At 60.4% G+C, this 21,753-nt stretch carries 19 protein-coding genes, 1 tRNA gene and 1 pseudogene; 9 read left to right on the top strand and 12 right to left on the bottom strand.

Features of this window, described 5'->3' with window-relative positions:
• Positions 1-211: 211 nt before the first annotated feature.
• The 4 genes and pseudogenes from REH59_RS09300 to REH59_RS09285 form a co-directional block, all read left to right on the top strand.
• Positions 212-1,747, top strand: a pseudogene (locus REH59_RS09300) (RHS repeat-associated core domain-containing protein); the annotation flags it as partial.
• 373 nt (positions 1,748-2,120) lie between these two features.
• Positions 2,121-2,639, top strand: coding sequence for an SMI1/KNR4 family protein (locus REH59_RS09295; protein WP_128573545.1), 519 nt, complete (start codon positions 2,121-2,123; stop codon positions 2,637-2,639).
• A 78-nt stretch (positions 2,640-2,717) separates the two neighbouring features.
• The gene (locus tag REH59_RS09290) at positions 2,718-3,764 is read left to right on the top strand and encodes an RHS repeat protein (RefSeq protein ID WP_014859036.1); all 1,047 of its coding nucleotides are present in this window, start codon (positions 2,718-2,720) and stop codon (positions 3,762-3,764) included.
• A 510-nt stretch (positions 3,765-4,274) separates the two neighbouring features.
• Positions 4,275-4,952 (top strand): DsbA family protein, encoded by a 678-nt coding sequence (locus REH59_RS09285; RefSeq protein WP_014859037.1) that lies wholly within the window; start codon positions 4,275-4,277, stop codon positions 4,950-4,952.
• A gap of 158 nt (positions 4,953-5,110) precedes the next feature.
• Here the strand turns inward: REH59_RS09285 and REH59_RS09280 are convergent.
• From REH59_RS09280 to REH59_RS09250, 7 genes are all read right to left on the bottom strand, one after another.
• Positions 5,111-5,186: transfer RNA gene (locus tag REH59_RS09280), tRNA-Gly, on the bottom strand.
• A 63-nt stretch (positions 5,187-5,249) separates the two neighbouring features.
• Positions 5,250-5,810: a CDP-diacylglycerol--glycerol-3-phosphate 3-phosphatidyltransferase gene (gene pgsA / locus REH59_RS09275; protein ID WP_003251374.1), complete on the bottom strand. Its 561-nt coding sequence runs from the start codon at positions 5,808-5,810 to the stop codon at positions 5,250-5,252.
• Positions 5,811-5,843: 33 nt separating this feature from the next.
• Entirely contained in the window at positions 5,844-7,667 is a 1,824-nt protein-coding gene (gene uvrC, locus REH59_RS09270; protein ID WP_128573546.1) for an excinuclease ABC subunit UvrC, read from the bottom strand.
• A gap of 6 nt (positions 7,668-7,673) precedes the next feature.
• The gene (uvrY, locus tag REH59_RS09265; protein ID WP_003251380.1) at positions 7,674-8,312 is read right to left on the bottom strand and encodes a response regulator transcription factor GacA; all 639 of its coding nucleotides are present in this window, start codon (positions 8,310-8,312) and stop codon (positions 7,674-7,676) included.
• A 63-nt stretch (positions 8,313-8,375) separates the two neighbouring features.
• Positions 8,376-8,765, bottom strand: a complete 390-nt coding sequence (locus REH59_RS09260) for a helix-turn-helix domain-containing protein (RefSeq protein ID WP_014859041.1) — start codon at positions 8,763-8,765, stop codon at positions 8,376-8,378.
• A 107-nt stretch (positions 8,766-8,872) separates the two neighbouring features.
• Positions 8,873-9,316 (bottom strand): GNAT family N-acetyltransferase, encoded by a 444-nt coding sequence (locus REH59_RS09255; RefSeq protein WP_014859042.1) that lies wholly within the window; start codon positions 9,314-9,316, stop codon positions 8,873-8,875.
• Positions 9,317-9,326: 10 nt separating this feature from the next.
• The gene (locus tag REH59_RS09250) at positions 9,327-9,713 is read right to left on the bottom strand and encodes a DUF488 domain-containing protein (protein ID WP_012051781.1); all 387 of its coding nucleotides are present in this window, start codon (positions 9,711-9,713) and stop codon (positions 9,327-9,329) included.
• A 129-nt stretch (positions 9,714-9,842) separates the two neighbouring features.
• On the opposite strand from REH59_RS09250, the gene REH59_RS09245 reads away from it, so the two are divergent.
• Positions 9,843-11,459, top strand: coding sequence for an inorganic phosphate transporter (locus tag REH59_RS09245; protein ID WP_014859043.1), 1,617 nt, complete (start codon positions 9,843-9,845; stop codon positions 11,457-11,459).
• A gap of 180 nt (positions 11,460-11,639) precedes the next feature.
• On the opposite strand, the gene REH59_RS09240 is transcribed toward REH59_RS09245, so the two are convergent.
• The 3 genes from REH59_RS09240 to REH59_RS09230 form a co-directional block, all read right to left on the bottom strand.
• Complete coding sequence (locus tag REH59_RS09240; protein ID WP_014861662.1) at positions 11,640-12,335, bottom strand: glutathione S-transferase N-terminal domain-containing protein; 696 nt, start codon at positions 12,333-12,335, stop codon at positions 11,640-11,642.
• Positions 12,336-12,422: 87 nt separating this feature from the next.
• Positions 12,423-12,920, bottom strand: a complete 498-nt coding sequence (locus tag REH59_RS09235) for a PaaI family thioesterase (protein ID WP_014755926.1) — start codon at positions 12,918-12,920, stop codon at positions 12,423-12,425.
• Between the two features lie 57 nt (positions 12,921-12,977).
• Positions 12,978-14,360, bottom strand: coding sequence for an amino acid permease (locus REH59_RS09230; RefSeq protein ID WP_014861663.1), 1,383 nt, complete (start codon positions 14,358-14,360; stop codon positions 12,978-12,980).
• Between the two features lie 257 nt (positions 14,361-14,617).
• On the opposite strand from REH59_RS09230, the gene gcvA reads away from it, so the two are divergent.
• Together gcvA and REH59_RS09220 are read left to right on the top strand one after the other, a co-directional pair.
• Positions 14,618-15,514 (top strand): transcriptional regulator GcvA, encoded by an 897-nt coding sequence (gene gcvA, locus REH59_RS09225; protein WP_003251398.1) that lies wholly within the window; start codon positions 14,618-14,620, stop codon positions 15,512-15,514.
• A 180-nt stretch (positions 15,515-15,694) separates the two neighbouring features.
• Entirely contained in the window at positions 15,695-16,945 is a 1,251-nt protein-coding gene (locus REH59_RS09220) for a 2-aminoadipate transaminase (RefSeq protein WP_003251401.1), read from the top strand.
• 3 nt (positions 16,946-16,948) lie between these two features.
• Here the strand turns inward: REH59_RS09220 and REH59_RS09215 are convergent, their stop codons facing one another.
• Positions 16,949-17,251 (bottom strand): hypothetical protein, encoded by a 303-nt coding sequence (locus REH59_RS09215; RefSeq protein WP_003251402.1) that lies wholly within the window; start codon positions 17,249-17,251, stop codon positions 16,949-16,951.
• A 246-nt stretch (positions 17,252-17,497) separates the two neighbouring features.
• On the opposite strand from REH59_RS09215, the gene REH59_RS09210 reads away from it, so the two are divergent.
• Positions 17,498-17,923, top strand: a complete 426-nt coding sequence (locus tag REH59_RS09210) for a hypothetical protein (RefSeq protein ID WP_014755923.1) — start codon at positions 17,498-17,500, stop codon at positions 17,921-17,923.
• Positions 17,924-17,996: 73 nt separating this feature from the next.
• The gene (gene fusA, locus REH59_RS09205; protein WP_004576937.1) at positions 17,997-20,108 is read left to right on the top strand and encodes an elongation factor G; all 2,112 of its coding nucleotides are present in this window, start codon (positions 17,997-17,999) and stop codon (positions 20,106-20,108) included.
• 130 nt (positions 20,109-20,238) lie between these two features.
• On the opposite strand, the gene REH59_RS09200 is transcribed toward fusA, so the two are convergent.
• A complete protein-coding gene (locus REH59_RS09200; RefSeq protein ID WP_003251409.1) occupies positions 20,239-21,681 on the bottom strand; it encodes a SulP family inorganic anion transporter in 1,443 nt (480 codons plus the stop codon).
• Positions 21,682-21,753 lie beyond the last annotated feature (72 nt).

Here is a 21,753-nt window from a genome sequence, read left to right as displayed (position 1 = left end):
TGAAACATTGAAACATTGAAACATAAAAGCACTGAAGCAATCTTCAAAATAGTGCTAAATAACTGAGTCGCCTGAGCCCGAGTGATGCCTTTCGTCATTGACTTAGAAAGCTTGATCCTCTTCCATTTGTAGGTCGTTGAGAATATAACTAAAGAGCTGAACCGGGCTTTCGACATCGGTCCATTGAATTCCAGTGCTCTCGCCTGAATTTCCAGACGAGCAGCCGCCGCTGTCCGACAACGCCCCGCCGACACGAACGACTGCCATTCGCCATGACTTCGAGCGGGACGCCATCGGCCGGCTTGTCAGCAAGCGCACTGAAGATGGCACCACCGACTACCGCTACGACGCGGCCGACAATCTGCTGTCCATCACCTTCACGGACAACCAGGGCAAGAAGCAGCAACTCGATTACACCTACGACCCCAACGGGCAACTGCTCAGCGAAACCAATAGCGCTGGCTTGCTGCAGTACCGCTACGACGAACTGGGCAACCTGCAGACGCTAGTCCTGCCCGACCAACGCGAACTCAACCACCTGTACTACGGCAGCGGGCACCTGCACCAGATCAACCTGAACGGCCGGGTGATCAGCGATTTCGAGCGCGATGCGGTGCACGACGAGGTCCTGCGCACCCAGGGCAAACTGGTCACCCGCACACGCTACGACTCCAGCGGTCGCCTGGCCGGCAAGGCTATTCACTACCGCGACGCCCCGGTTGAAGTGCTGCCGCTGCTGGACAAGGCCTATCGTTACGATGCCAGCGACAACCTGATTGCCGAGGTACTGACCCAGACCCAGCGCCGTGGGATGACCAACGCCGCCAATGACGAAGACGCGCATCTCGAACAGATCATCGGCCGCTTTCATGACCTACCCCACACGGGCAAGACCTATTCGGGACACAACCGTTACGGCTACGACCTCAACGAGCAACTGCAAACCGTCCAGCAGTCACGCCCCAACTGGCAAGCCACGCAGGTCGAGGATTTCAAGTACGACAAGGCCGGCAATCTGTTCGACGGCCCCAAGCTCAATGGCCTGATCAAGCACAACCGGGTGTTGGTGTATCAGGACAAGCGCTACCGCTACGACCGCTTTGGGCGGCTGTGCGAGAAGCGGATCGGCAGCAATTGGGTGCAGTATTTCGAGTACGACGCCGAGCAGCGGCTGGTTTGCGTGGAGCAGTACCGCAGTGGCGAGCGTGAGCGGGTGGTGTTTGCCTATGACCCGTTGGGGAGGCGGATCAGCAAGGAGGTTTATCAGAGGGACTATCCAGAGCCGCGTCGGCGGGTGCTGTTTCATTGGCAAGGGTTGCGCTTGCTTCAAGAAGTGCAGAGTGGGTTGGCTAGCTTGTATGTGTATGCCACTCCGGACAGCTATGAGCCGCTGGCACGGGTCGACGGTAGATCGGGTAGCGAAACGATTTACTACTTTCACACCAACTTGGCAGGTCTACCAGAGCAGCTAACTGATCCTAGTGGCCTGACTATCTGGCAGAGCAATTATAAAGGTTGGGGAAAAGCACCTGATGAGTGGGGCAGCCCGCAGCAGGCGCGAGAGCAGAATTTACGACTTCAAGGCCAATATCTAGATAGAGAAACAGCTCTACACTACAATACATTTAGATTCTATGACTCAGACATAGGACGCTTTACACAACCTGACCCCATACACCTCAAGGGAGGCACAAATCTTTACCAATACGGGCCGAACCGCTTAATCTATATCGACCCACTCGGACTCAACCGCTTACCGATAATTTTCCTTCCCGAAGGCGGAGATGTTCTTCATCCGGGGTCAGTTAACCCTGGTAATCCGGAAGGGATTTACAAAATCAAAGCCACTGGAAATTATGCTGACGATAAGGCAGCTCTCTACAAAAAGGCAAAAATCAATGAACCAATGTCTTCACGATGGATCGGCCACCACATTGAATATCACCCAAAATCCAATGAAATGTCCATGCAACTTGTTAATCCAAAGTATCATCGGCATCCCCACATAGGTGGCGCACATGAATTCAGCTTTATCACTGGCTTTAAATATGGAACAGTCGAAACTATAGCTGAGGCAACAAAAAGAAACGCCACCTACACTAGGCCGAAAGGAGCACAGCATGGCACAGCCAAAAATATTTGCCCTTAACAAACTTACATTCAACGACTCTTACCCAGGACTGGATATCACCACAATTGAGTCAATGCTACCCTCAAAATTTAAAGGCAGGGAGCATTTTATCGACTTCTACTCAAGGTACAACGGAGGATACTTTGATGGAGGAGCATTCATATACAGAGATTTATTTTACAAAATAACAACCAAAGATCCCAATCTTTTTGAAATAGAGTCTTTCCATTACATTGAGACACCAGGCATTCTCCAACATCCAAGACCCCTGTCGATAACCGAGGTTATTAACAACAAAAAAATCAGCTATCCACGAAACCCTGAATTTTTCCAAAACAACATCCCGTTCGCCGGAAATTGCGGAGACAATGACTTCTGGCTTGACACCGTAACCGGCAGTGTGAAATACACCGCGATGGAAGATGATATAGGCCCCAACAATGCAATATTAGTAGCACCAAGCTTTTTAGATTTCTACACTCAAATCCAAGGCAGTCGAAGAAATTAGCAGATATGCCGCGAGTTCACCCAGGTCACCGATGCCCTCGAAAAGAGCAAGTACCTGAGCTGGAACACGTGCGGTCAGTTGCTCAGCTACCGCGACTGCAGCAATGCCCAGACGCTGTATCACTACGACGCCCATGGCCGCTTGCGCGAAAGCATCAATGCCCGGGGTGAACACACCCACTTCCGCTACGACGCACGTGGTTATCTGGTCGAAAGCGAACGCCCGGACGGTCGCATTGATCGTTATGAAATTGATGTCGCTGGTCAACTGACGCGCTATATCGACCCTGCCCAGAAAACCCTGCAATTTCGCTACGACCCCAGCGGCCGGCTGGTCGAACGCACGGACGCCATGGGCTACAGCGTGAAATTCCGCTACGACGCCTATGGTCGGCTACTGCAACTTACGAACGAGAATGACGAGTCATACCGCTTCGGCTGGGACGAACTGGACCGGCTGGTGGCACAAAAAGACCTGGATGGCAGTGGCCGCCTCTATGCTTACAACGTGCTGGATGAGGTCATTCGTCTTACCCATGTGCCCTCGCCTGACGAGCAGCCGCCGCTGTCCGACAACGCCCCGCCGACACGGACGGCTGCCATCCGCCACGACTTCGAGCGGGACGCCATCGGCCGGCTTGTCAGCAAGCGCACTGAAGATGGCACTACAGACTACCGCTACGACGCGGCCGACAATCTGTTGTCCATCACCTTCACAGACAACCAGGGCAAGAAGCAGCAACTCGACTACACCTACGACGCCAACGGGCAACTGCTCAGCGAAACCAACAGCGCTGACTTGCTGCAGTACCGCTATGACGAACTGGGCAACCTGCAGACGCTAGTTCTGCCCGGCCAGCGTGAACTCAACCACCTGTACTACGGCAGCGGGCACCTGCACCAGATCAACCTAAACGGCCGGGTCATCAGCGATTTCGAGCATGATGCGGTGCACGACGAGGTCCTACATACCCAATGCAAGGCGGCTCTCCGTACTGCACCCAGTAAACTCGCTCAGGATAGGGGGGCGTCCAAAGCGGAAATGGCAAACATCAGCGAGAATGCCATGCTCCTTAAGAACCTGCACAATCATCTGCTCGCCGTCATCGCCTGGAAAATCCGTTGATTCGTGCGTCAATCCAGATACGCAAGACAAGGCAACACGACCAGAGAGTAACGCTTCAGCCGCTTGCCCGTTTCGCCTTGGCCTACCTGAGGAATCAAACCGTGAATCCCCTCGCCAGCAAAACCGAAGCTCAGAAAAGCTGGCTGATTGAGCAGGGCTTCCAGGTTCAGGCATGCACCTGCGCTGACGCATGCTGCCTGCAGGCCATGCGTTTAAGAGGCAGCGGGACATCGTGTGAATTTACTTCCAAACCGCCGCGGCGCCACTTCTATCGAAAGCGTTTAACCCCGCAGCGTCCATCGTTGAAACAAAGAAGGAGCCGTAGCTCCGCACCGTGCCACCCGTTCGTAACTGGCACTGGCGATGACGGAACCTGAAGAGCAAGCCTGCGTCATAGCCTCATGCAGCAACTCGGCATCAGTGGACTCGATGCCGCCCTCCGCATGACTCAGGATGGAGACGGCGCACCGGTTTCGAGCCGTTCGATCTGGAATTGCCAGGAGCAACAACATGGGCAAACGGATGAGTGCAACCAACCTAAAGTGGGCCTGCGGCTGGCTCGCAGCCGCGGTTTTGGCACTGTGCTGGTGGCTGCCGCTACCTTTTCGTTCTACCGCCGATGATGGCCCGCCGCGGATCTACGGCAACCCCGAAGCGCGCTTCACCATCACCCTCTACGCCGACCTCGAATGCCCGCGCTGCCAGGCCTACCTACCGCAACTGCAACGCTGGATCGTCACCAACGATCACGTCAACCTGGCCTGGCGTCACCTGCCCCTCCCCCAGCATGAACCGGCCGCAAGTCGGGAAGCGCGGCGGGTCGAATGCCTGGGCCAGGGTGAGGGTCGCGAAGGCGTTTGGGGGGCCGTGCTCCGGGTCTACTTGCATAGCCAAGGCAACGGCCGTGAGTTGGCTGCTGGACACGACTATCCGGACATCGGCCCGTCCCTGCAACGCTGCCTGGCCGGCGAACGGGCTGCCCAAGTCGTGGACACGCAAAAAGCGGAAACCTTGGAGATTGGATTTAACGCTACACCCACACTGCGCCTGACCGACAATCACACCCAGCACACGCTGATCCTGGAAGACCCAATCGATCCCGATGCCTTGCTGTCCGCAGTGGACCTGTTGAGCGCAGCCGAGATTTTTGAAATGCCCGCTGACGTGATCAGCGATATGTCCAGGTAGCCCACGGCGTCACGGCCAGGGCGCCGCGTTGTGGTGTTTGTACTTGAATTTCGTGGAGGGAGGGGGATTGAAGCAGAATGCATTCGAACGAAAAAAGGCCCCGAAGGGCCTTTTTTCAACGATTTACAGACTTCGACTGAAACCTGTAGATCTTTATTTGGAGCGGGAAACGAGACTCGAACTCGCGACCCCGACCTTGGCAAGGTCGTGCTCTACCAACTGAGCTATTCCCGCGTCGTGATGGGTGCCATTCTAGCGATTTCTAAAACAGCGTCAACCCCTTGATTCAAAAAACTTTTATTTTTTTTCCGAGCCTTCGCGCAGGTGCGGCCAGGCGGCCAGCAGGTAGTGCACCATCGACCACAGCGTCAGCCCCGCTGCCACCAGCAGCAGCCCGTAGCCCAGGATCACCCAGAAGGTCACCGCCGGTGGGTTGCCCAGCAGGATCACCAGCGCCAGCATCTGCGCCGCAGTCTTCCACTTACCGAGGTTGGACACCGCCACATGCGCCCGCGCGCCTAGCTCAGCCATCCACTCGCGCAGCGCAGACACCACGATCTCGCGGCCGATGATGACCGCGGCGGGCAGGGTCAGCCAGAAGTTGGCGTGGGTCTGCACCAGCAGCACCAGGGCCACTGCCACCATCAGCTTGTCGGCCACCGGGTCGAGGAAGGCGCCGAACGGCGTGCTCTGCTGCAGTCGACGCGCCAGGTAGCCGTCCAGCCAATCGGTGGCGGCGGCAACGGCGAATACGCTGCTGGCGGCCATGTAACTCCACTGATAGGGCATGTAGAACAGCAGAATGAAGCACGGAATGAGCAGGACGCGTAGAACGGTGAGCAGGTTTGGAATATTCATCGGTACGACTGGCTGCAAGTTGAGCCCGGCATTCTACTCGCTATGCAGGCTGGCATAAATCGACTCGGCAAGCTTTTTACTGATGCCGGGGGCTTTGGCGATTTCATCGATACTGGCGCGGTTGAGCTCCTGCAGGCCGCCGAAATGTTTCAGCAGGTCGCGGCGGCGCTTGGGCCCTACCCCAGCCACATCTTCAAGGCTGGAGACTCGACGGGCCTTGCCACGGCGGGCGCGGTGGCCGGTGATAGCGAAGCGGTGGGCTTCGTCGCGGATCTGTTGGATCAGGTGCAACGCCAATGAATCGCCCTTGAGGGTAAATTCGTGATGCACATCGTTCAGGTACAGGGTTTCGAAACCCGCCTTGCGTGTAACGCCCTTGGCCACACCCAGCAGGGTGAGGTCGGTGAAGCCCAGCGCCTGCATCACATCGCGGGCCATGTTCAGCTGGCCCTTGCCGCCGTCCACCAGCAGCACGTCGGGCAGCTTGCCCTCGCCGTCCTTGATGCGCCCATAGCGGCGGGTCAGGGCCTGATGCATGGCCGCGTAATCGTCACCTGCGGTGACACCTTCGATGTTGAAGCGGCGGTAGTCGGACTTGATCGGCCCTTCGGGGCCGAACACCACGCAACTGGCCACGGTCGCTTCACCACTGGAGTGGCTGATGTCGTAGCATTCCAGGCGTTGCGGCACTTCATCCAGGCCCAGCACTTCGGCCAGGGCTTCGAAGCGCGCAGCCATGTGCTGGCGGTTGGCCAGGCGGGCATTCAGCGCCTGCTCGGCATTGGTCACGGCCAGTTGCTGCCAGCGGGCGCGGGTGCCGCGCACCCGGTGGCTGATGGTCAGTTCGCGGCCACGCAGCGTGTGCAGCGCTTCGGTGATGGCGTTGAAGTCTTCGTGAACAACGTTGACGATCAACTCACCGGGCAGCTCGCGCTCTGCGTTGCCCAAGTAGTACTGGGAAAGGAATGCGGCCATGACCTCGGCCACCTCCTCCTCGATGCCCACCTGCGGGAAGAAGTTCTTGCTGCCCAGTACTCGCCCGCCGCGCACGCTGATCAGGTGCACACAGGCACCACCCGGGTTGACGAAGGCGGCGATGACGTCGACATCGCCGCTGCCGCCCTCGATGTACTGTTGGTCCTGCACGCGGCGCAACAAGGCGATCTGGTCGCGCAGCTCGGCGGCTTTTTCGAAATCGAGGGCCATGGCGGCCTTCTCCATCTCGGCGTTCAACTCATTGCCCAGTTGCTGGCTACGCCCTTCCAGAAACATCACCGAATGACGCACGTCTTCTGCGTATTCCTCGGCAGTCACCAGGTCGGTGCAGGGCCCTTTGCAGCGCTTTATCTGGTACTGCAGGCATGGCCGGGTGCGGTTGGCGTAGTAGCTGTCTTCGCACTGACGCACAGAAAAGGCCTTTTGCAGCAGGCTGAGGCTTTCGCGAATGGCCCCGGCGCTGGGGTACGGGCCAAAGTAACGGCCCTTGGCCTTTTTCGCCCCACGGTGAATGCCCAGGCGCGGGAACTCGCCATCGGACAGAAACACGTAGGGGTAGGACTTATCGTCGCGCAGCAGGATGTTGTAAGGCGGCCGCCACTCCTTGATCAGGTTTTGCTCCAGCAGCAACGCCTCGGTTTCGTTGGCGGTGATGGTGGTTTCAACCTGGGCGATGCGCGCAACCAGCGCGGCGGTCTTGGGCGCAAGGCCAGCCTTGCGGAAATAGCTGGCCAGGCGTTTCTTCAGGTTCTTGGCCTTGCCCACGTAAAGCAGCCGGGCTTCGCCGTCGAACATCCGGTAAACGCCCGGGCGACCACTGCAGGTCGCCAGGAATGCGCTGGCATCAAAGACTTGAGACATGAGGTTTTACAGGCTTGCGTCAACCATACCGTGGCGAACGGCCAGCAAGGTCAATTCGACGTCGCTGGTGACCGAGAGTTTTTCAAAGATCCGATAACGGTAAGTATTGACGGTCTTGGGCGAGAGGCACAACTTGTCGGAGATGATCTGCACTTTCTGGCAGCCGACAATCATCAGGGCAATCTGGATTTCCCGCTCGGACAGCGCGTCGAACGGCGAGCCCTGCGGCTGGAACGGTTTCAGCGCCAACTGCTGGGCGATCTGCGGGCTGATATAGCGCTGGCCGGCAAAGGCCAGACGAATGGCCTGAACCATTTCGTCAAGGCCTGCACCCTTGGTCAGGTAGCCGGCAGCGCCGGCCTGCAACAAGCGTGTGGGGAACGGGTCCTCCTCGCACACCGTCACCGCCACTACCTTGATGTCAGGGTGGCTGCGCAGCAGTTTGCGGGTGGCCTCCAGGCCGCCGATACCGGGCATTTTCACATCCATCAGCACAACGTCCGGTTTCAGCTCCCGGGCCAGTTTCAGTGCCGATTCGCCGGAATCTCCCTCACCCACCACCTGCAGGCCGTCGATGTCGGCCAACATGCGTGTAATACCGGTTCGTACCAGATCGTGATCATCGACCACTAAGACCCTAATCAAGCACACACCTCGTCAGCAGGGCGATTGGATCCCGCCACCTTAACAAAATTTTTCACGGTGGGCCTAACGCATTGCTTCCGTCAGAAACGACTGACGTTGGACTGTGAGAGGCCTCACTATTTGCCGGGGCGTGGCGTCGTTGGCCAACCGCCCCAAAAGGTGCAAGAGCGCGGCCTGATCTTCCGACCGCAATTTCCGAAAAGCCCCCAGCAAACCGGACTCATCCGTGTTCAAACCTTCGAGCGCTGCCGGGGTGCGCAGGCCGCTGAGGACATACAACGCATCCACGCCCCGGGTCGCCAATGCCGCCAGGTAATCTAGCCGCGGCGTGCGCTCACCGCTTTCGTACTTACCCTGAGCGTTGGGCTCGACCCCACCGATATCGCCAAATACACGCTGGGTCATACCCAGTCGCTCACGCTCTTCCCGCAGCCGTGGACCGATTTCGTTCATAGGGGCTTCTCCTTTTCCCTTATCCTCTCAAGTACGGCCTGCCCGCCTGCAGGCAGCCGTAAAGGTGTGGATCCACTATGCCCATGCTCTGCGGTCGCGACAAGCCATCATTTAGCTACTACGTTGATATCCCGCTGCATCCGCACAAAGCATTCGTCTTCACCCATTTCGATGAAGCCATGGCGCTGGTACAGCAGGCGGGCCGGGTTGCTGCGGAACACCATCAGCCGCAACAGGGGAAGGCACCGCTGCCTGGCCCACAGCGCCAGTTCTTCCAGCACCCAGCTACCGACCCCTCGCCCACGGTACTCAGGCAACAGGTGCAACTCGCGGATGAACAGCGCCTGGCGGTCCTGGCTGAGGCTGCAAAAACCCAACAGCGTGTCGCCTTCGATCACCAGCCACTGCTCGCGCCAGCCCCAGGCCGCGTCGAAGGCGTCCTCGATCCACAGCAGGTCGAATTCACGGTAGTAGGGCAACATGGCGCGGCGCGTAAGGTTGCGGGCGAAGGTGCAGTGGATGTCTTGGGCGGGAATCAACTGTAAGGGCATCGCATCGCGCTCATTGGGCATAACACACTGGCGAACTGCCAGGGCCACACCTGTCCAGTTCGTTTTCCAACCAGTCGGCCAGCACCCGGGCATTGTTGTGCTCGCTGTCCTTGCCAGCATAAAGCAATGTCAGCGTCCCCTTCCTGGCCATGTCCAGCAGCGGATACCAGTGTTCGGGGTGGGCCGCCAGCGCTTGCTGGTACCGCTGGGTAAAACCGGCGAAATCCACTTCACCCTGATGGAACGCCTTACGCAATTCATTCGAAGGTGCCACCTCGCGCAACCACTGCCCATGGAGGTCATCCTTGCGCTTGTTGCGCGGCCAAAGGCGGTCGACCAGTACACGCTGGCCATCTTCATCCTCAACCGCATCATAGACACGTTTGCAGCGAATCATGGGCGTCTCCTGCCATTACCGTCCGTCTTGAGCCTAGATAATTCATTGATCGAGGTCACGGCCGGGTTACGAATTGTTTCTATGCTCAAGGCCTTCGGCACTTTCCGCCCAACGCCAACCGGAGCCCCCATGGCAACCCCGTCAGTGGCCAGCAGCCCACTACTGGCCAAACACGACGCTCGCCCGCAGCTCTCCCACAAACCTGGGCGTGCCACCTTAACGTTGTTCTTCAGCCTGCTGCTGGCGGGTATCGCCTACACCGCCTGGAGCCTCAAGCAGGATGTGACCGCAAGCGGTACGGTCATCACCACGGCCACACCGTTCCTTCTGCTGGGCCTGGCGCTGGTGATTGCCCTGGGCTTCGAGTTCGTCAACGGCTTCCACGACACCGCCAACGCGGTAGCCACCGTGATATACACCCATTCATTGCCGGCGCCGGTAGCGGTGGTGTGGTCTGGGCTGTGCAATTTCCTGGGCGTGCTTTTTTCCAGTGGCGCGGTGGCCTTCGGCATCATCGCCTTGCTACCGGTAGAACTGATTCTACAGGTGGGTTCTTCGGCCGGCTTCGCCATGGTCTTCGCCCTGCTGCTGGCGGCGATCATCTGGAACCTTGGCACTTGGTGGCTGGGCCTGCCGGCATCGTCCTCGCACACCCTGATCGGCTCGATCATCGGCGTGGGCGTGGCCAATGCGCTGATGCATGGGCGTGACGGCACCAGCGGCGTGGACTGGGCCCAGGCCAGCAAGGTGGGTTATGCCCTGCTGTTCTCACCGCTGATCGGTTTTGCTTGTGCAGCCCTGCTGCTGCTGGCCCTGCGCGCGCTGGTCAAACGCAAGGCGCTTTACCAGGCACCGGAAGGCCAAACACCGCCACCGTGGTGGATCCGCAGCCTACTGATTCTGACGTGCACCGGGGTCTCTTTTGCCCACGGCTCCAACGATGGCCAGAAAGGCATGGGGCTGATCATGCTGATTCTGGTCGGCACCCTGCCGATGGCCTATGCGCTGAACAAGACCATGCCCAACGCGCAGGCCCTGCAGTTTTCCGCCGTCGCCGAGGTGACCCGCCAGGCACTGGTACGCAGCAACCCGCAAGCGGCCCCGGATGACCCGCGCCAGGTGCTTACCCTGTTCATTGCCCAGCCCAAGGCCAGCCCGCACCTGGTACCGGCATTGGCGGCGCTGACCGGGATGATCGGCGAAGAGGTCAAAGGCTATGGCTCGCTCAAACGCGTACCGGCTGAAGCCATGGCCAACGTGCGCAACGACATGTACCTGACCAGTGAAGCCATCCGCCTCATGGAGAAAAACCACCTGGTGACATTCGATGCCGACACCCGCAGCCAAGTGCTGTTGTTCAAGGCCCAGGTGGACGACGCCACCCGCTATATTCCGTTGTGGGTGAAGGTGGCTGTAGCCATCGCGCTCGGGCTGGGGACCATGGTTGGCTGGCGGCGTATTGTGGTCACCGTTGGCGAGAAGATCGGCAAGACCCACCTCAGCTATGCCCAAGGCGCATCGGCTGAAGTGGTGGCGATGTGCACCATTGGCGCGGCGGATATGTTCGGGTTGCCGGTGTCGACCACGCATGTGCTGAGTTCGGGGGTGGCCGGCGCCATGGTCGCCAATGGGTCGGGGATTCAGAAACGCACGTTGTTCAATCTGCTGATGGCCTGGGTGCTGACCCTGCCAGCGGCAATGCTGTTGGCTGGCAGCCTGTACTGGCTGCTGAACCACATCTTCTGAACCCGTACGCCGCCTTCTGTAGGAGCGGGTTTACCCGCGAATACGGTAGCGGCAGCAACGGTGAACGGCGGGTGAAAATTGGCCAGCAGGCCCGGCCCTTTCGCGTGTAAACCCGCGCCTACGGGCGACCGCGCAGGCCTTTCAACGTTTGCACAAGGCTATTGTCCCTGCACGGGTTGATCAGCCCGGGATTTTCAGGCCACGCTGCACGGCTGGCCGTTCGAGGAAATTCACCAGCACGCGCTGCACTTCCTTGAACTGGTCGAAGCCCACCAGGTCACGGGCGTTGTAGCGCTCCACCAGGTTGCGCACCCAAGGGAAGATGGCGATGTCGGCAATGCTGTATTCCTCAGCCATCCACTGCCGACCTTTCAAATGCCGATCCAGCACGCCCAGCAGCCGCTTGGACTCGTTGACATAGCGGTCGCGCGGGCGCTTGTCTTCATATTCCTTGCCCGCAAAGAAATGGAAGAACCCGACCTGGCCGAACATCGGCCCGATGCCGCCCATCTGGAACATCAGCCACTGCAGGGTCTGGTAGCGCTGGGCGGGGTCCTGGCTGAGCAGCTGACCGCTCTTCTCCGCCAGGTACTGCAAGATCGCCCCCGACTCGAACAGCGGCAGCGGCTGACCGCCCGGCCCGTTCGGGTCAAGGATGGCGGGGATCTTGTTGTTCGCGCTGAGCGAGATGAACTCGGGGCTCAATTGGTCATCGTTGTCGAAGCTGACCTTGTGCGCCTCGTAAGCCAAGCCAATCTCTTCAAGCATGATCGACACCTTCACCCCGTTGGGCGTCGGCAGCGAGTACAACTGCAGGCGTTCGGGATGTTTGGCGGGCCATTTGCGGGTAATGGGGAAAGCACTGAGTTCGGTCATGATCAACCTTGCCAAGGGAATGAGCCTGTCACTCTAGAGACATCCCCAGCCGCTGACCATCACCGACCACTCATCAGCGTTGGCAGCTCAGGCCTGGCCGTGGGCCTTGAGCTTGAGCTTTTCGGTATCGACGCGGACAAACACGGAGTCGGCCGTCACCGTCAGTACATCCTCTGCCCAGACTTCGCAGATGACCCGGCTCTTGCGCCCCACTTCGCCTTCGACACGCGCCTTGAGCAACAGCTCGACGCCCATCGGCGTAGGTTTCAGGTAGGTCAGGTTGAGCGTGCCGGTAACGCAGTCGATACGCGGCAGGCTGCCCGGTTCTCGGCCTTCGTTACGGTAGTGGTAGGCCATCGCCGTCCAGTTGGAGTGGCAGTCGACCAGCATCGCCAGCAGGCCACCGTAAACCAGGCCAGGCCAGCCAATGAAGGTGCTGTCGGGCGAGTGCCGGCACACCAGGTGAACACCGTCGGCGTCCCAGTGGCTTTGCAGGTGCAGGCCGCTGGGGTGGGAACAGCCGCAGCCATAGCAAGTACCCTCAGGGGCCGCGAGGGCTTGAAGGGAAAGGGTGTGCTCAGTCATACGCTTCCTGTGCTTGTTGGAATGGGGGCGCGCAACGCCCCCATTAAAGCAGAAACATCAGGCCGTCTGGGCAACCATCTTCGTACGCCGCTGGGTCAGCGAAACCAGCAGGATGAACGCGGTCACCCCGGCAGTCATCAGCGTCTCATAGCGGTAGGCATCGCTGAACAGCATGTAGCCCAGCACCATGACGATGGTGCCGATCACCAGCCAGGTCAGCCATGGGAACAGCCACATCTTCAGTTCCAGCGGGCGCCCTTCACGCTCGGCACGGGCACGCATGCGCAGCTGCGACACGGCAATGACCAGGTACACCAGCAAAGCGATGGCGCCAGTGGTCGACAGCAGGAAGCCAAACACCTTGCCCGGGAACACATAGTTGACGAGGCAGCCAGCGAAACCCGCCAGGGTCGAGAAGATCACTGCCACGGTCGGCACGCCGGAACCGGAGATGCGCTTGGTCACGCTCAGCGCCTGACCACGCGCACCAAGCGAATAGAGCATGCGCGACGCCGTGTAGAGCCCCGAGTTCATGCAACTTGTCACCGCCACCAGCACCACCAGGTCAACCAGCAACTTGGCGCCCGGCACGTTCAGCACTTCCAGTACACGCTGGAACGATCCTACTGCTTTCAGCCCGGGGTCGTTCCACGCCACCAGCGACACCACCAGGAAGATCGACGCCAGGTAGAAGATGGCGATGCGGTACACCACCAGGTTGGTGGCGCGGCGAATCTTGTCTTTCGGGTTGGCGGTTTCGTCAGCCGCGATGGTGACGATTTCGGCACCGAAGAACGAGAAGATGGTGATCAGCACGCCCCCAAGCACCGTCCCGAACCCATTGGGCATGAAACCACCGCTGTCCCACAGCCGCCTGACCCCGGAGACCTCGGCCAGCGGCCAGAAGCCGAACACCGCCAAGGTGCACACCCCGATGAAGCCAATGATCGCGACCACCTTGACCAACGCGAACCAGTACTCGAAAGCACCGAAGTTCTTCACGCTGACCAGGTTGGTGCCCGACAGCACCAGCATGATCAGGAAGGCGAACAGCCAGGACGGCACGCCAGGGAAGTAGGCATGCAGGATGTCAGCACCGGCAATGGCTTCCACCGGAATGATCAACACCCAGAACCACCAGTACAACCAGCCAATGGTAAAGCCCGCCCAAGGCCCGATGGCCTCCGAGGCGTAGGTGGAAAAAGAGCCGCTGTTGGGGTTTGCGATGGCCATTTCACCCAGCATGCGCATCACCAGCAAGACCAGCAGGCCAGTCATGGCGTAGGAGATGAGGATGGCCGGGCCGGCGGTGGCAATGGCGTTGGAGGACCCGATGAACAGCCCGGCGCCGATGATGCCGGCAATGGAGATCATGGAAACCTGACGGGAAGTCAGGCCGTGCTGCAGTGAGCGCTGTTTCTTGTTGTCTTGCGAAGCCATGAAGAACCCTCGAATGGGTCGGCCGCAGCAAAGCGGCTGAAGGTCTGAGCAGAATTCTTATAAATTTCTGATGTGTGTTGTTGTTGTTTTTTGCAGATGACCGAAGCGGGTATTGACCTCCTCTTCGCATGACCGGTTGTAATCGTTGATCCAGGTCAGTATTAATCTATAGGCCGGGGTCAACAAACGACCTTTTCGAACCACATAATTCCTTTATGGAATGAACTCCTTCCTTTTTTGCTCGGTATTCGCCCGTCATGTCCAAACGCCTGATGCCTTCGACCACCGCCCTTCAGTGCTTCGAAGCGGCCGCTCGCCACCTCAGCTTCACCCGCGCGGCCCAGGAACTGCACCTGACCCAGAGCGCCGTCAGCAAGCAGGTCGCGCAGCTTGAAGACATGCTCTCGCACTCGCTGTTCCAGCGCATTCGCCGGCGCCTGCACCTGACCCCGGCCGGCGCGCTGTACCTCACCGAAGTGAACAAGATCCTCACCCAGATCGACATATCCAGCCGCTACATCCTCAGCTACGGCGACGAAACCGAAGTGCTGCGCATCGCCACACAGCCGACCTTCGGCGCCCGCTGGCTGGTGCCCCGGCTCAAGGGTTTTGGTGACCGCTACCCACGCATTCACCTGGATGTGCGCAACGAGCTGGAGCCATTCGACCTGGTACAGGCCAAGGCTGACGTCGCCTTTTTCTTCGGCCAGGGCACCTGGCCCGGGGCGACCTGCATCGAGTTGTTCAGCGAAGAAGTGGTGCCGGTGTGCAGCCCGCAGCTGCTGGCCAGCCACCGTTTCGACAGCGCCCAGGCATTGACTGAGCACCGCCTGTTGCAATGCGTGTCGCGGCCGGAGGCCTGGCATGAGTGGTTCCTGGGGCTTGGCTTGCATAGCCAGAACAGCTACCACGGGCCGCGCTTCGACACGTTCTACCTGTGCATCCGCGCGGCCATCTCCGGCTGCGGCATAGCCCTGATTCCCCGCTATCTGGTGGCCGAAGAGCTGAGCGAGGGCAAGCTGGTGGTGGCCTGGGACCACCCTGTGGCAAGCAACGGGAGGCACTTCATTGCGCATGCCGAGCATGCGGCCGAAGTGCCCAAGATCAGGGCCTTCGTGCAGTGGATCCGGGAGCGGGTGGCTGAAGGCGATTGATTTGACCTGCCCCGGCCTCTGGTAGGAGCGGGCTTGCCCGCGAAGAGGCCGGCACAGCCAACCCAAAAAACCGGCCAGATCACGAATCCATGGAATGATCGCAATCGAATAATTCGTTTGCGGAATAACCCGCCGACACGCTTGGATAATAAGAAACTCGAACAAGGTCCGCGTGCCCCCATGAACCAGGAAAGTATCAGCCAATCCATTGCCATCGTTCACCCGATCACACTTTCCCATGGCCGTAATGCCGAAGTCTGGGACACTGACGGCAAACGTTACATCGACTTCGTCGGCGGTATCGGCGTGCTCAACCTGGGCCACTGCAACCCCGCTGTAGTCGAGGCCATCCAGGCTCAGGCCACCCGCCTGACCCACTACGCCTTCAACGCGGCCCCTCACGGCCCGTACCTGGCCCTGATGGAGCAACTGAGCCAGTTTGTGCCAGTCAGCTACCCACTGGCCGGCATGCTCACCAACAGCGGCGCGGAAGCGGCGGAAAACGCCCTGAAAGTGGCCCGCGGCGCCACCGGCAAGCGCGCCATCATCGCGTTCGACGGCGGCTTCCATGGCCGCACCCTGGCCACCCTGAACCTCAATGGCAAGGTCGCCCCCTACAAGCAGCGGGTCGGCGAACTGCCTGGGCCGGTGTATCACCTGCCCTACCCTGGCGCGGATACCGGGGTTACCTGCGAGCAAGCGCTCAAGGCCATGGACCGCCTGTTCAGCGTCGAGCTGGCGGTGGAGGACGTCGCGGCGTTCATCTTCGAGCCGGTGCAGGGTGAAGGCGGCTTCCTTGCCCTGGACCCGGCCTTCGCCCAGGCCCTGCGCCGCTTCTGCGACGAGCGTGGCATCCTGATCATCATCGACGAGATCCAGTCGGGCTTCGGCCGCACCGGCCAGCGCTTCGCGTTTCCGCGCCTGGGCATCGAGCCCGACCTGCTGCTGCTGGCCAAGAGCATCGCTGGCGGTATGCCGCTGGGTGCAGTGGTCGGGCGCAAGGAATTGATGGCGGCGCTGCCCAAGGGCGGCCTGGGTGGCACCTATTCGGGCAACCCGATTGCCTGTGCGGCGGCCTTGGCCAGCCTGGCGCAGATGACCGACGAAAACGTTGCAACCTGGGGTGAACGGCAGGAACAGGCCATCGTCAGCCGTTATGAGCGCTGGAAGGCTTCGGGCCTGAGCCCGTACATCGGCCGCCTGACCGGCGTGGGCGCCATGCGAGGGATCGAGTTCGCCAATGCCGATGGCAGCCCGGCACCGGCACAACTGGCCAAGGTGATGGAAGCGGCCCGCGCCAAGGGCCTGCTGCTGATGCCCAGCGGCAAGGCGCGGCACATCATTCGCCTGCTGGCGCCGTTGACCATCGAGGCCGAGGTGCTCGAGGAAGGGCTGGATATCCTCGAGCAGTGCCTGGCAGAACTGAACTGAGGCTTACAGGCCGAGTTCTTCCGGGGTAAGCATGTCGGACTCGAAGGCGATCCAGCCGCCTTCCAGTTCGGCATGGCCGTTGACGATCGGGCCGTAATAGGTCAGGCCGTTCTCCAGGGTTACGCAAATGTGCGTGGCCGGTTTCTCAGGGGCCGCGAGCGTACCGACGAAATGCACCTTCTTCAGGGTTTCGGTCACCGCTTCCAGGCCCACGCGCATCCTGGGGTTTTCCGAAGCCTCGGTATCTCCGCCACGGTCTTCAGCGCTGATGGTCACGGTGGCGATGTACGGGTACTTGATGCTCAAACGGGGTTACCTCGGTGGGTGTATAGGCGTACGGGCGCGTAGAGTACGGCAGGCCGTCTCTGTTGTCTCTACTGGCCTCTTCGCGGGCACGCCCGCTCCCACAGGGATCGCATGTTGCTCAGGGTATGCAGGGTACCTGTGCGGGGCGGGTCTGCCTGGGAAGAGCCGGGCCTGCAACAGGTGATCTGAATGCCCCGATCTGTTAGGGTGCCCGCCGATGCACGCCACACCACACGAGGATCCCGAGTGAGCGCCGAAGAACCCCTGATCGCCGACCTGTTCGAAGTCGACAAACGCCTGTCCCTCAAGCCCGTCGTGGACTTCAACAGCTACCTGCGCAATGCCTTCGGCGAGGGCCCATGCCGCTGCCACCGCTGCGTGGAAGGCGCCGACCAAAGCACCTACAGCCACGCGCACAACTTCACCTTCGAAGGCCGCCAGTGGCACCGCCGGTTCGCCACCACCGCCGGCAGCGACGTCGCCCAGGTGTTGAAAAAAGCCTGGCTGTCGTACACCAAGGCTGATCTCAACCTGGTCGGCGCGCTGGACCTGACCACCCTCAAGACCTTCACCGAGGCCGCCCTGCACACGCGCCTGCTGGCCTTGCTGCCGGCCAGCGGCCTGGCCCGTGAAGTAGATGGCCAGTGGATGCTGCAAGCCCAGGCCGACTGACGGCCCGGTGGCAGGGCAGGATTCCACCGGTCTGCTAACTTGGTGGAATCCGTCCACCCACAGGTAGTCCGCCATGGCCCGCACAACGCCCATCGAGCTGTACCGCAATATCGGCATCGTCGCCCACGTGGATGCCGGCAAGACCACGACCACCGAGCGGATCCTGTTCTACACCGGGGTCAACCACAAGATGGGCGAAGTGCACGATGGCGCGGCGACCATGGACTGGATGGCCCAGGAGCAGGAACGCGGCATCACCATCACCTCAGCGGCGACCACAGCGTTCTGGCAAGGCTCGACCAAGCAGTTCGCCCACAAGTACCGTTTCAACATCATCGACACCCCAGGCCACGTCGATTTCACCATCGAGGTGGAGCGCTCATTGCGCGTGCTCGATGGCGCGGTCGTGGTATTCAGCGGCGCGGACGGCGTCGAGCCGCAGTCCGAGACAGTCTGGCGCCAGGCCAACAAGTACCACGTGCCACGCTTGGCCTACATCAACAAGATGGACCGCCAAGGGGCCGACTTCCTGCGCGTGGTCAAGCAGATCGATCAACGCCTGGGGCACCACCCGGTGCCCATCCAGCTGGCCATCGGCAGCGAAGAAAACTTCATGGGCCAGATCGACCTGGTGAAGATGAAGGCCATCTACTGGAACGATGCCGACCAGGGCACCAGCTACCGCGAAGAAGAAATCCCCGCCGATCTGCAGGCGCTTGCCGACGAATGGCGCGCGCACATGATAGAAGCAGCCGCCGAGGCCAATGACGAACTGCTCAACAAGTTCCTCGAAGGCGAAGAGCTGAGCGTCGACGAAATCAAGGCCGGATTGCGCAAACGTACCATCGCTAACGAAATCGTGCCGACTATCCTCGGCTCCTCTTTCAAGAACAAGGGCGTGCCGCTGATGCTCGATGCGGTAATCGATTACCTGCCCGCCCCCTCGGAAATTCCTGCCATCCGCGGCACCGACCCGGACGATGAAGAAAAGCACCTGGAACGGCACGCCGACGACAAAGAGCCGTTCTCGGCACTGGCTTTCAAGATCGCCACCGACCCGTTCGTCGGCACACTCACCTTCGCCCGCGTTTATTCCGGCGTGCTCAGTTCAGGCAATGCGGTACTCAACTCGGTCAAAGGCAAGAAGGAACGCATCGGCCGCATGGTGCAGATGCACGCCAACCAGCGCGCAGAAATCAAGGACGTGTGTGCCGGCGATATCGCCGCGCTGATCGGCATGAAAGACGTGACCACCGGTGACACCCTGTGCGACATGGACAAGCCGATCATTCTCGAACGCATGGACTTCCCCGACCCGGTGATTTCCGTCGCAGTAGAACCGAAAACCAAGGCCGACCAGGAAAAAATGGGGATCGCGCTGGGCAAGCTGGCCCAGGAAGACCCCTCATTCCGCGTGCGTACCGATGAAGAGACTGGCCAGACCATCATCTCGGGCATGGGCGAGCTGCACCTGGATATCATCGTCGACCGCATGCGCCGCGAGTTCAACGTCGAGGCCAACATCGGCAAGCCGCAGGTGGCCTACCGGGAAAAAATCCGCAATACCTGCGAGATCGAGGGGCGTTTCGTGCGCCAGTCCGGTGGCCGTGGCCAATACGGCCATTGCTGGATCCGTTTCGCCCCCGGTGATGAAGGCAAAGAAGGCCTGGAGTTCATCAACGAGATCGTCGGCGGCGTGGTACCCCGCGAGTACATCCCGGCAATCCAGAAGGGTATCGAAGAGCAAATGAAGAACGGCGTGCTTGCCGGCTACCCCCTGATCAACCTCAAGGCCGCCGTGTTCGACGGTTCGTACCACGATGTCGACTCCAATGAGATGGCCTACAAGATCGCTGCTTCAATGGCCACCAAGCAGCTGTCGCAGAAAGGCGGTGCAGTGTTGCTGGAGCCGGTGATGAAGGTAGAGGTGGTGACGCCCGAGGAATATCAGGGCGACATCCTCGGCGACTTGAGCCGACGTCGCGGCATGATCCAGGACGGTGATGAAACACCGGCTGGCAAGGTGATACGTGCCGAAGTGCCGTTGGGTGAAATGTTCGGCTACGCCACCTCGATGCGCTCGATGACCCAGGGCCGGGCCAGCTTCTCGATGGAGTTCACCCGCTATGCCGAGGCCCCGGCGAGCATTGCCGATGGCATCGTCAAGAAGAGCCGCGGAGAGTAAGCGGTTCTCCTGTGCCGGCCTCTTCGCGGGTAAACCCGCTCCTACAGGATGGCCGCAGGCCCAAACATTGTGCGCCCCCCTGTAGGAGCGGGTTTACCCGCGAAGAGGCCGGCACAGGCCACAATCAAGCTCAGTGCTGCTCGCCCGCCCGCTTCAACAGCTTTTTGCACCGCTCGGACAAATGCACCACGCGCAAATGCTTGCCCGCCTTGGCATAGCGCTCGCGCAGGGTTTTCAGCGCCGCAACCGCCGAATAGTCGACAAAGCTCAAATGCTGGCAATCCAGCGTGACCTGGGCCGGGTCCCCGGCCGTGTCGAACTGGTTGAGGAACGAGGTGGTCGAGGCAAAGAACAGCGTGCCATGCAGTTGATAACGCTTGCCGCCCTCCGCGTCCTCATGGGTGTCGGCATACAGCTCCCGCGCATGCTGCCAGGCAAAGTTGAGCGCCGCGATGATGATACCGAACAGCACTGCCATGGCCAGGTCGGTGAGCACCGTGACCACAGTCACCGCAACGATCGCCAGCACATCATTCACCGGCACCTTGTGCAACACCCGCAACGACGCCCAGGCAAAGGTCTGCTGGGCCACCACGAACATCACCCCAACCAGCGCCGCCAGGGGAATGCGCTCGATCAGCGGCGACAGGAACAGCACGAACAGCAGAATCATCACCCCGGCCACTACCCCCGACAACCGGCCCCGGCCATTGGAGCTGAGGTTGATCACCGTCTGCCCGATCATCGCGCAGCCGCCCATGCCGCCGCACAGGCCCGACACCATGTTCGCAGCGCCCAATGCCACACACTCGCGGTCCGGGAAGCCACGGCTCTCGGTGATCTCATCGGTCAGGTTGAGGGTGAGCAGGGTTTCCAGCAGGCCGACCATGGCCATCAGCACCGCGTAGGGGGCGATGATCTTCAGGGTTTCCAGATTCCAGGGCACCTCCGGCAGTGCCAGCCCCGGCAGGCCACCGGCGATGTGCGCCATGTCGCCCAGGGTGCGGGTAGGCAGCCCGAGCACGTACACCAGCAGGCCAACACCGAGGATCGCCACCAGGGCCGGCGGCACCGCACGGGTCAGTTTCGGCAGCACATAAACCACCGCCATGGTCAGCGCGACCAGGCCGATCATCAGGTACAGCGGCGTGCCACTGAGCCAGTGTTCGCCGTCCTTGAAATGCTCCAGCTGAGCCATGGCGATGACGATGGCCAGGCCGTTCACGAAGCCAAGCATGACCGGGTATGGCACCAGGCGCACCAGTTTGCCCAGACGCAGCAGGCCGAACAGGATCATCACCACACCGCCCAGCAGCACCGTGGCCAGCAGGTACTGCACGCCGTGCTGCACCACCAAGGCGACGATCACCACCGCCATCGAGCCGGCAGCGCCTGAGATCATCCCCGGCCGCCCGCCGAACAGCGCCGTCAGGGTACAAATGATGAACGCGCCATACAGGCCCATCAGCGGGTTGAGATGGGCCACCAGGGCAAAGGCGATGCACTCGGGGACCAAGGCAAACGAGGTGGTAAGGCCGGCGAGCAGGTCGGCGCGTAGTCGGGCGGGCTTCATGGGCTTCCTGTGGTGCAGTCCTGACGGACGTTAGAAAAACGAGGGGCGCGATGTTACGGAATTTGTCTGACA

The organism is Pseudomonas sp. BO3-4, from assembly GCF_034044115.1.
Classification (GTDB): domain Bacteria; phylum Pseudomonadota; class Gammaproteobacteria; order Pseudomonadales; family Pseudomonadaceae; genus Aquipseudomonas; species Aquipseudomonas alloputida.
This window is presented reverse-complemented; position numbering and strand designations above follow the sequence as displayed.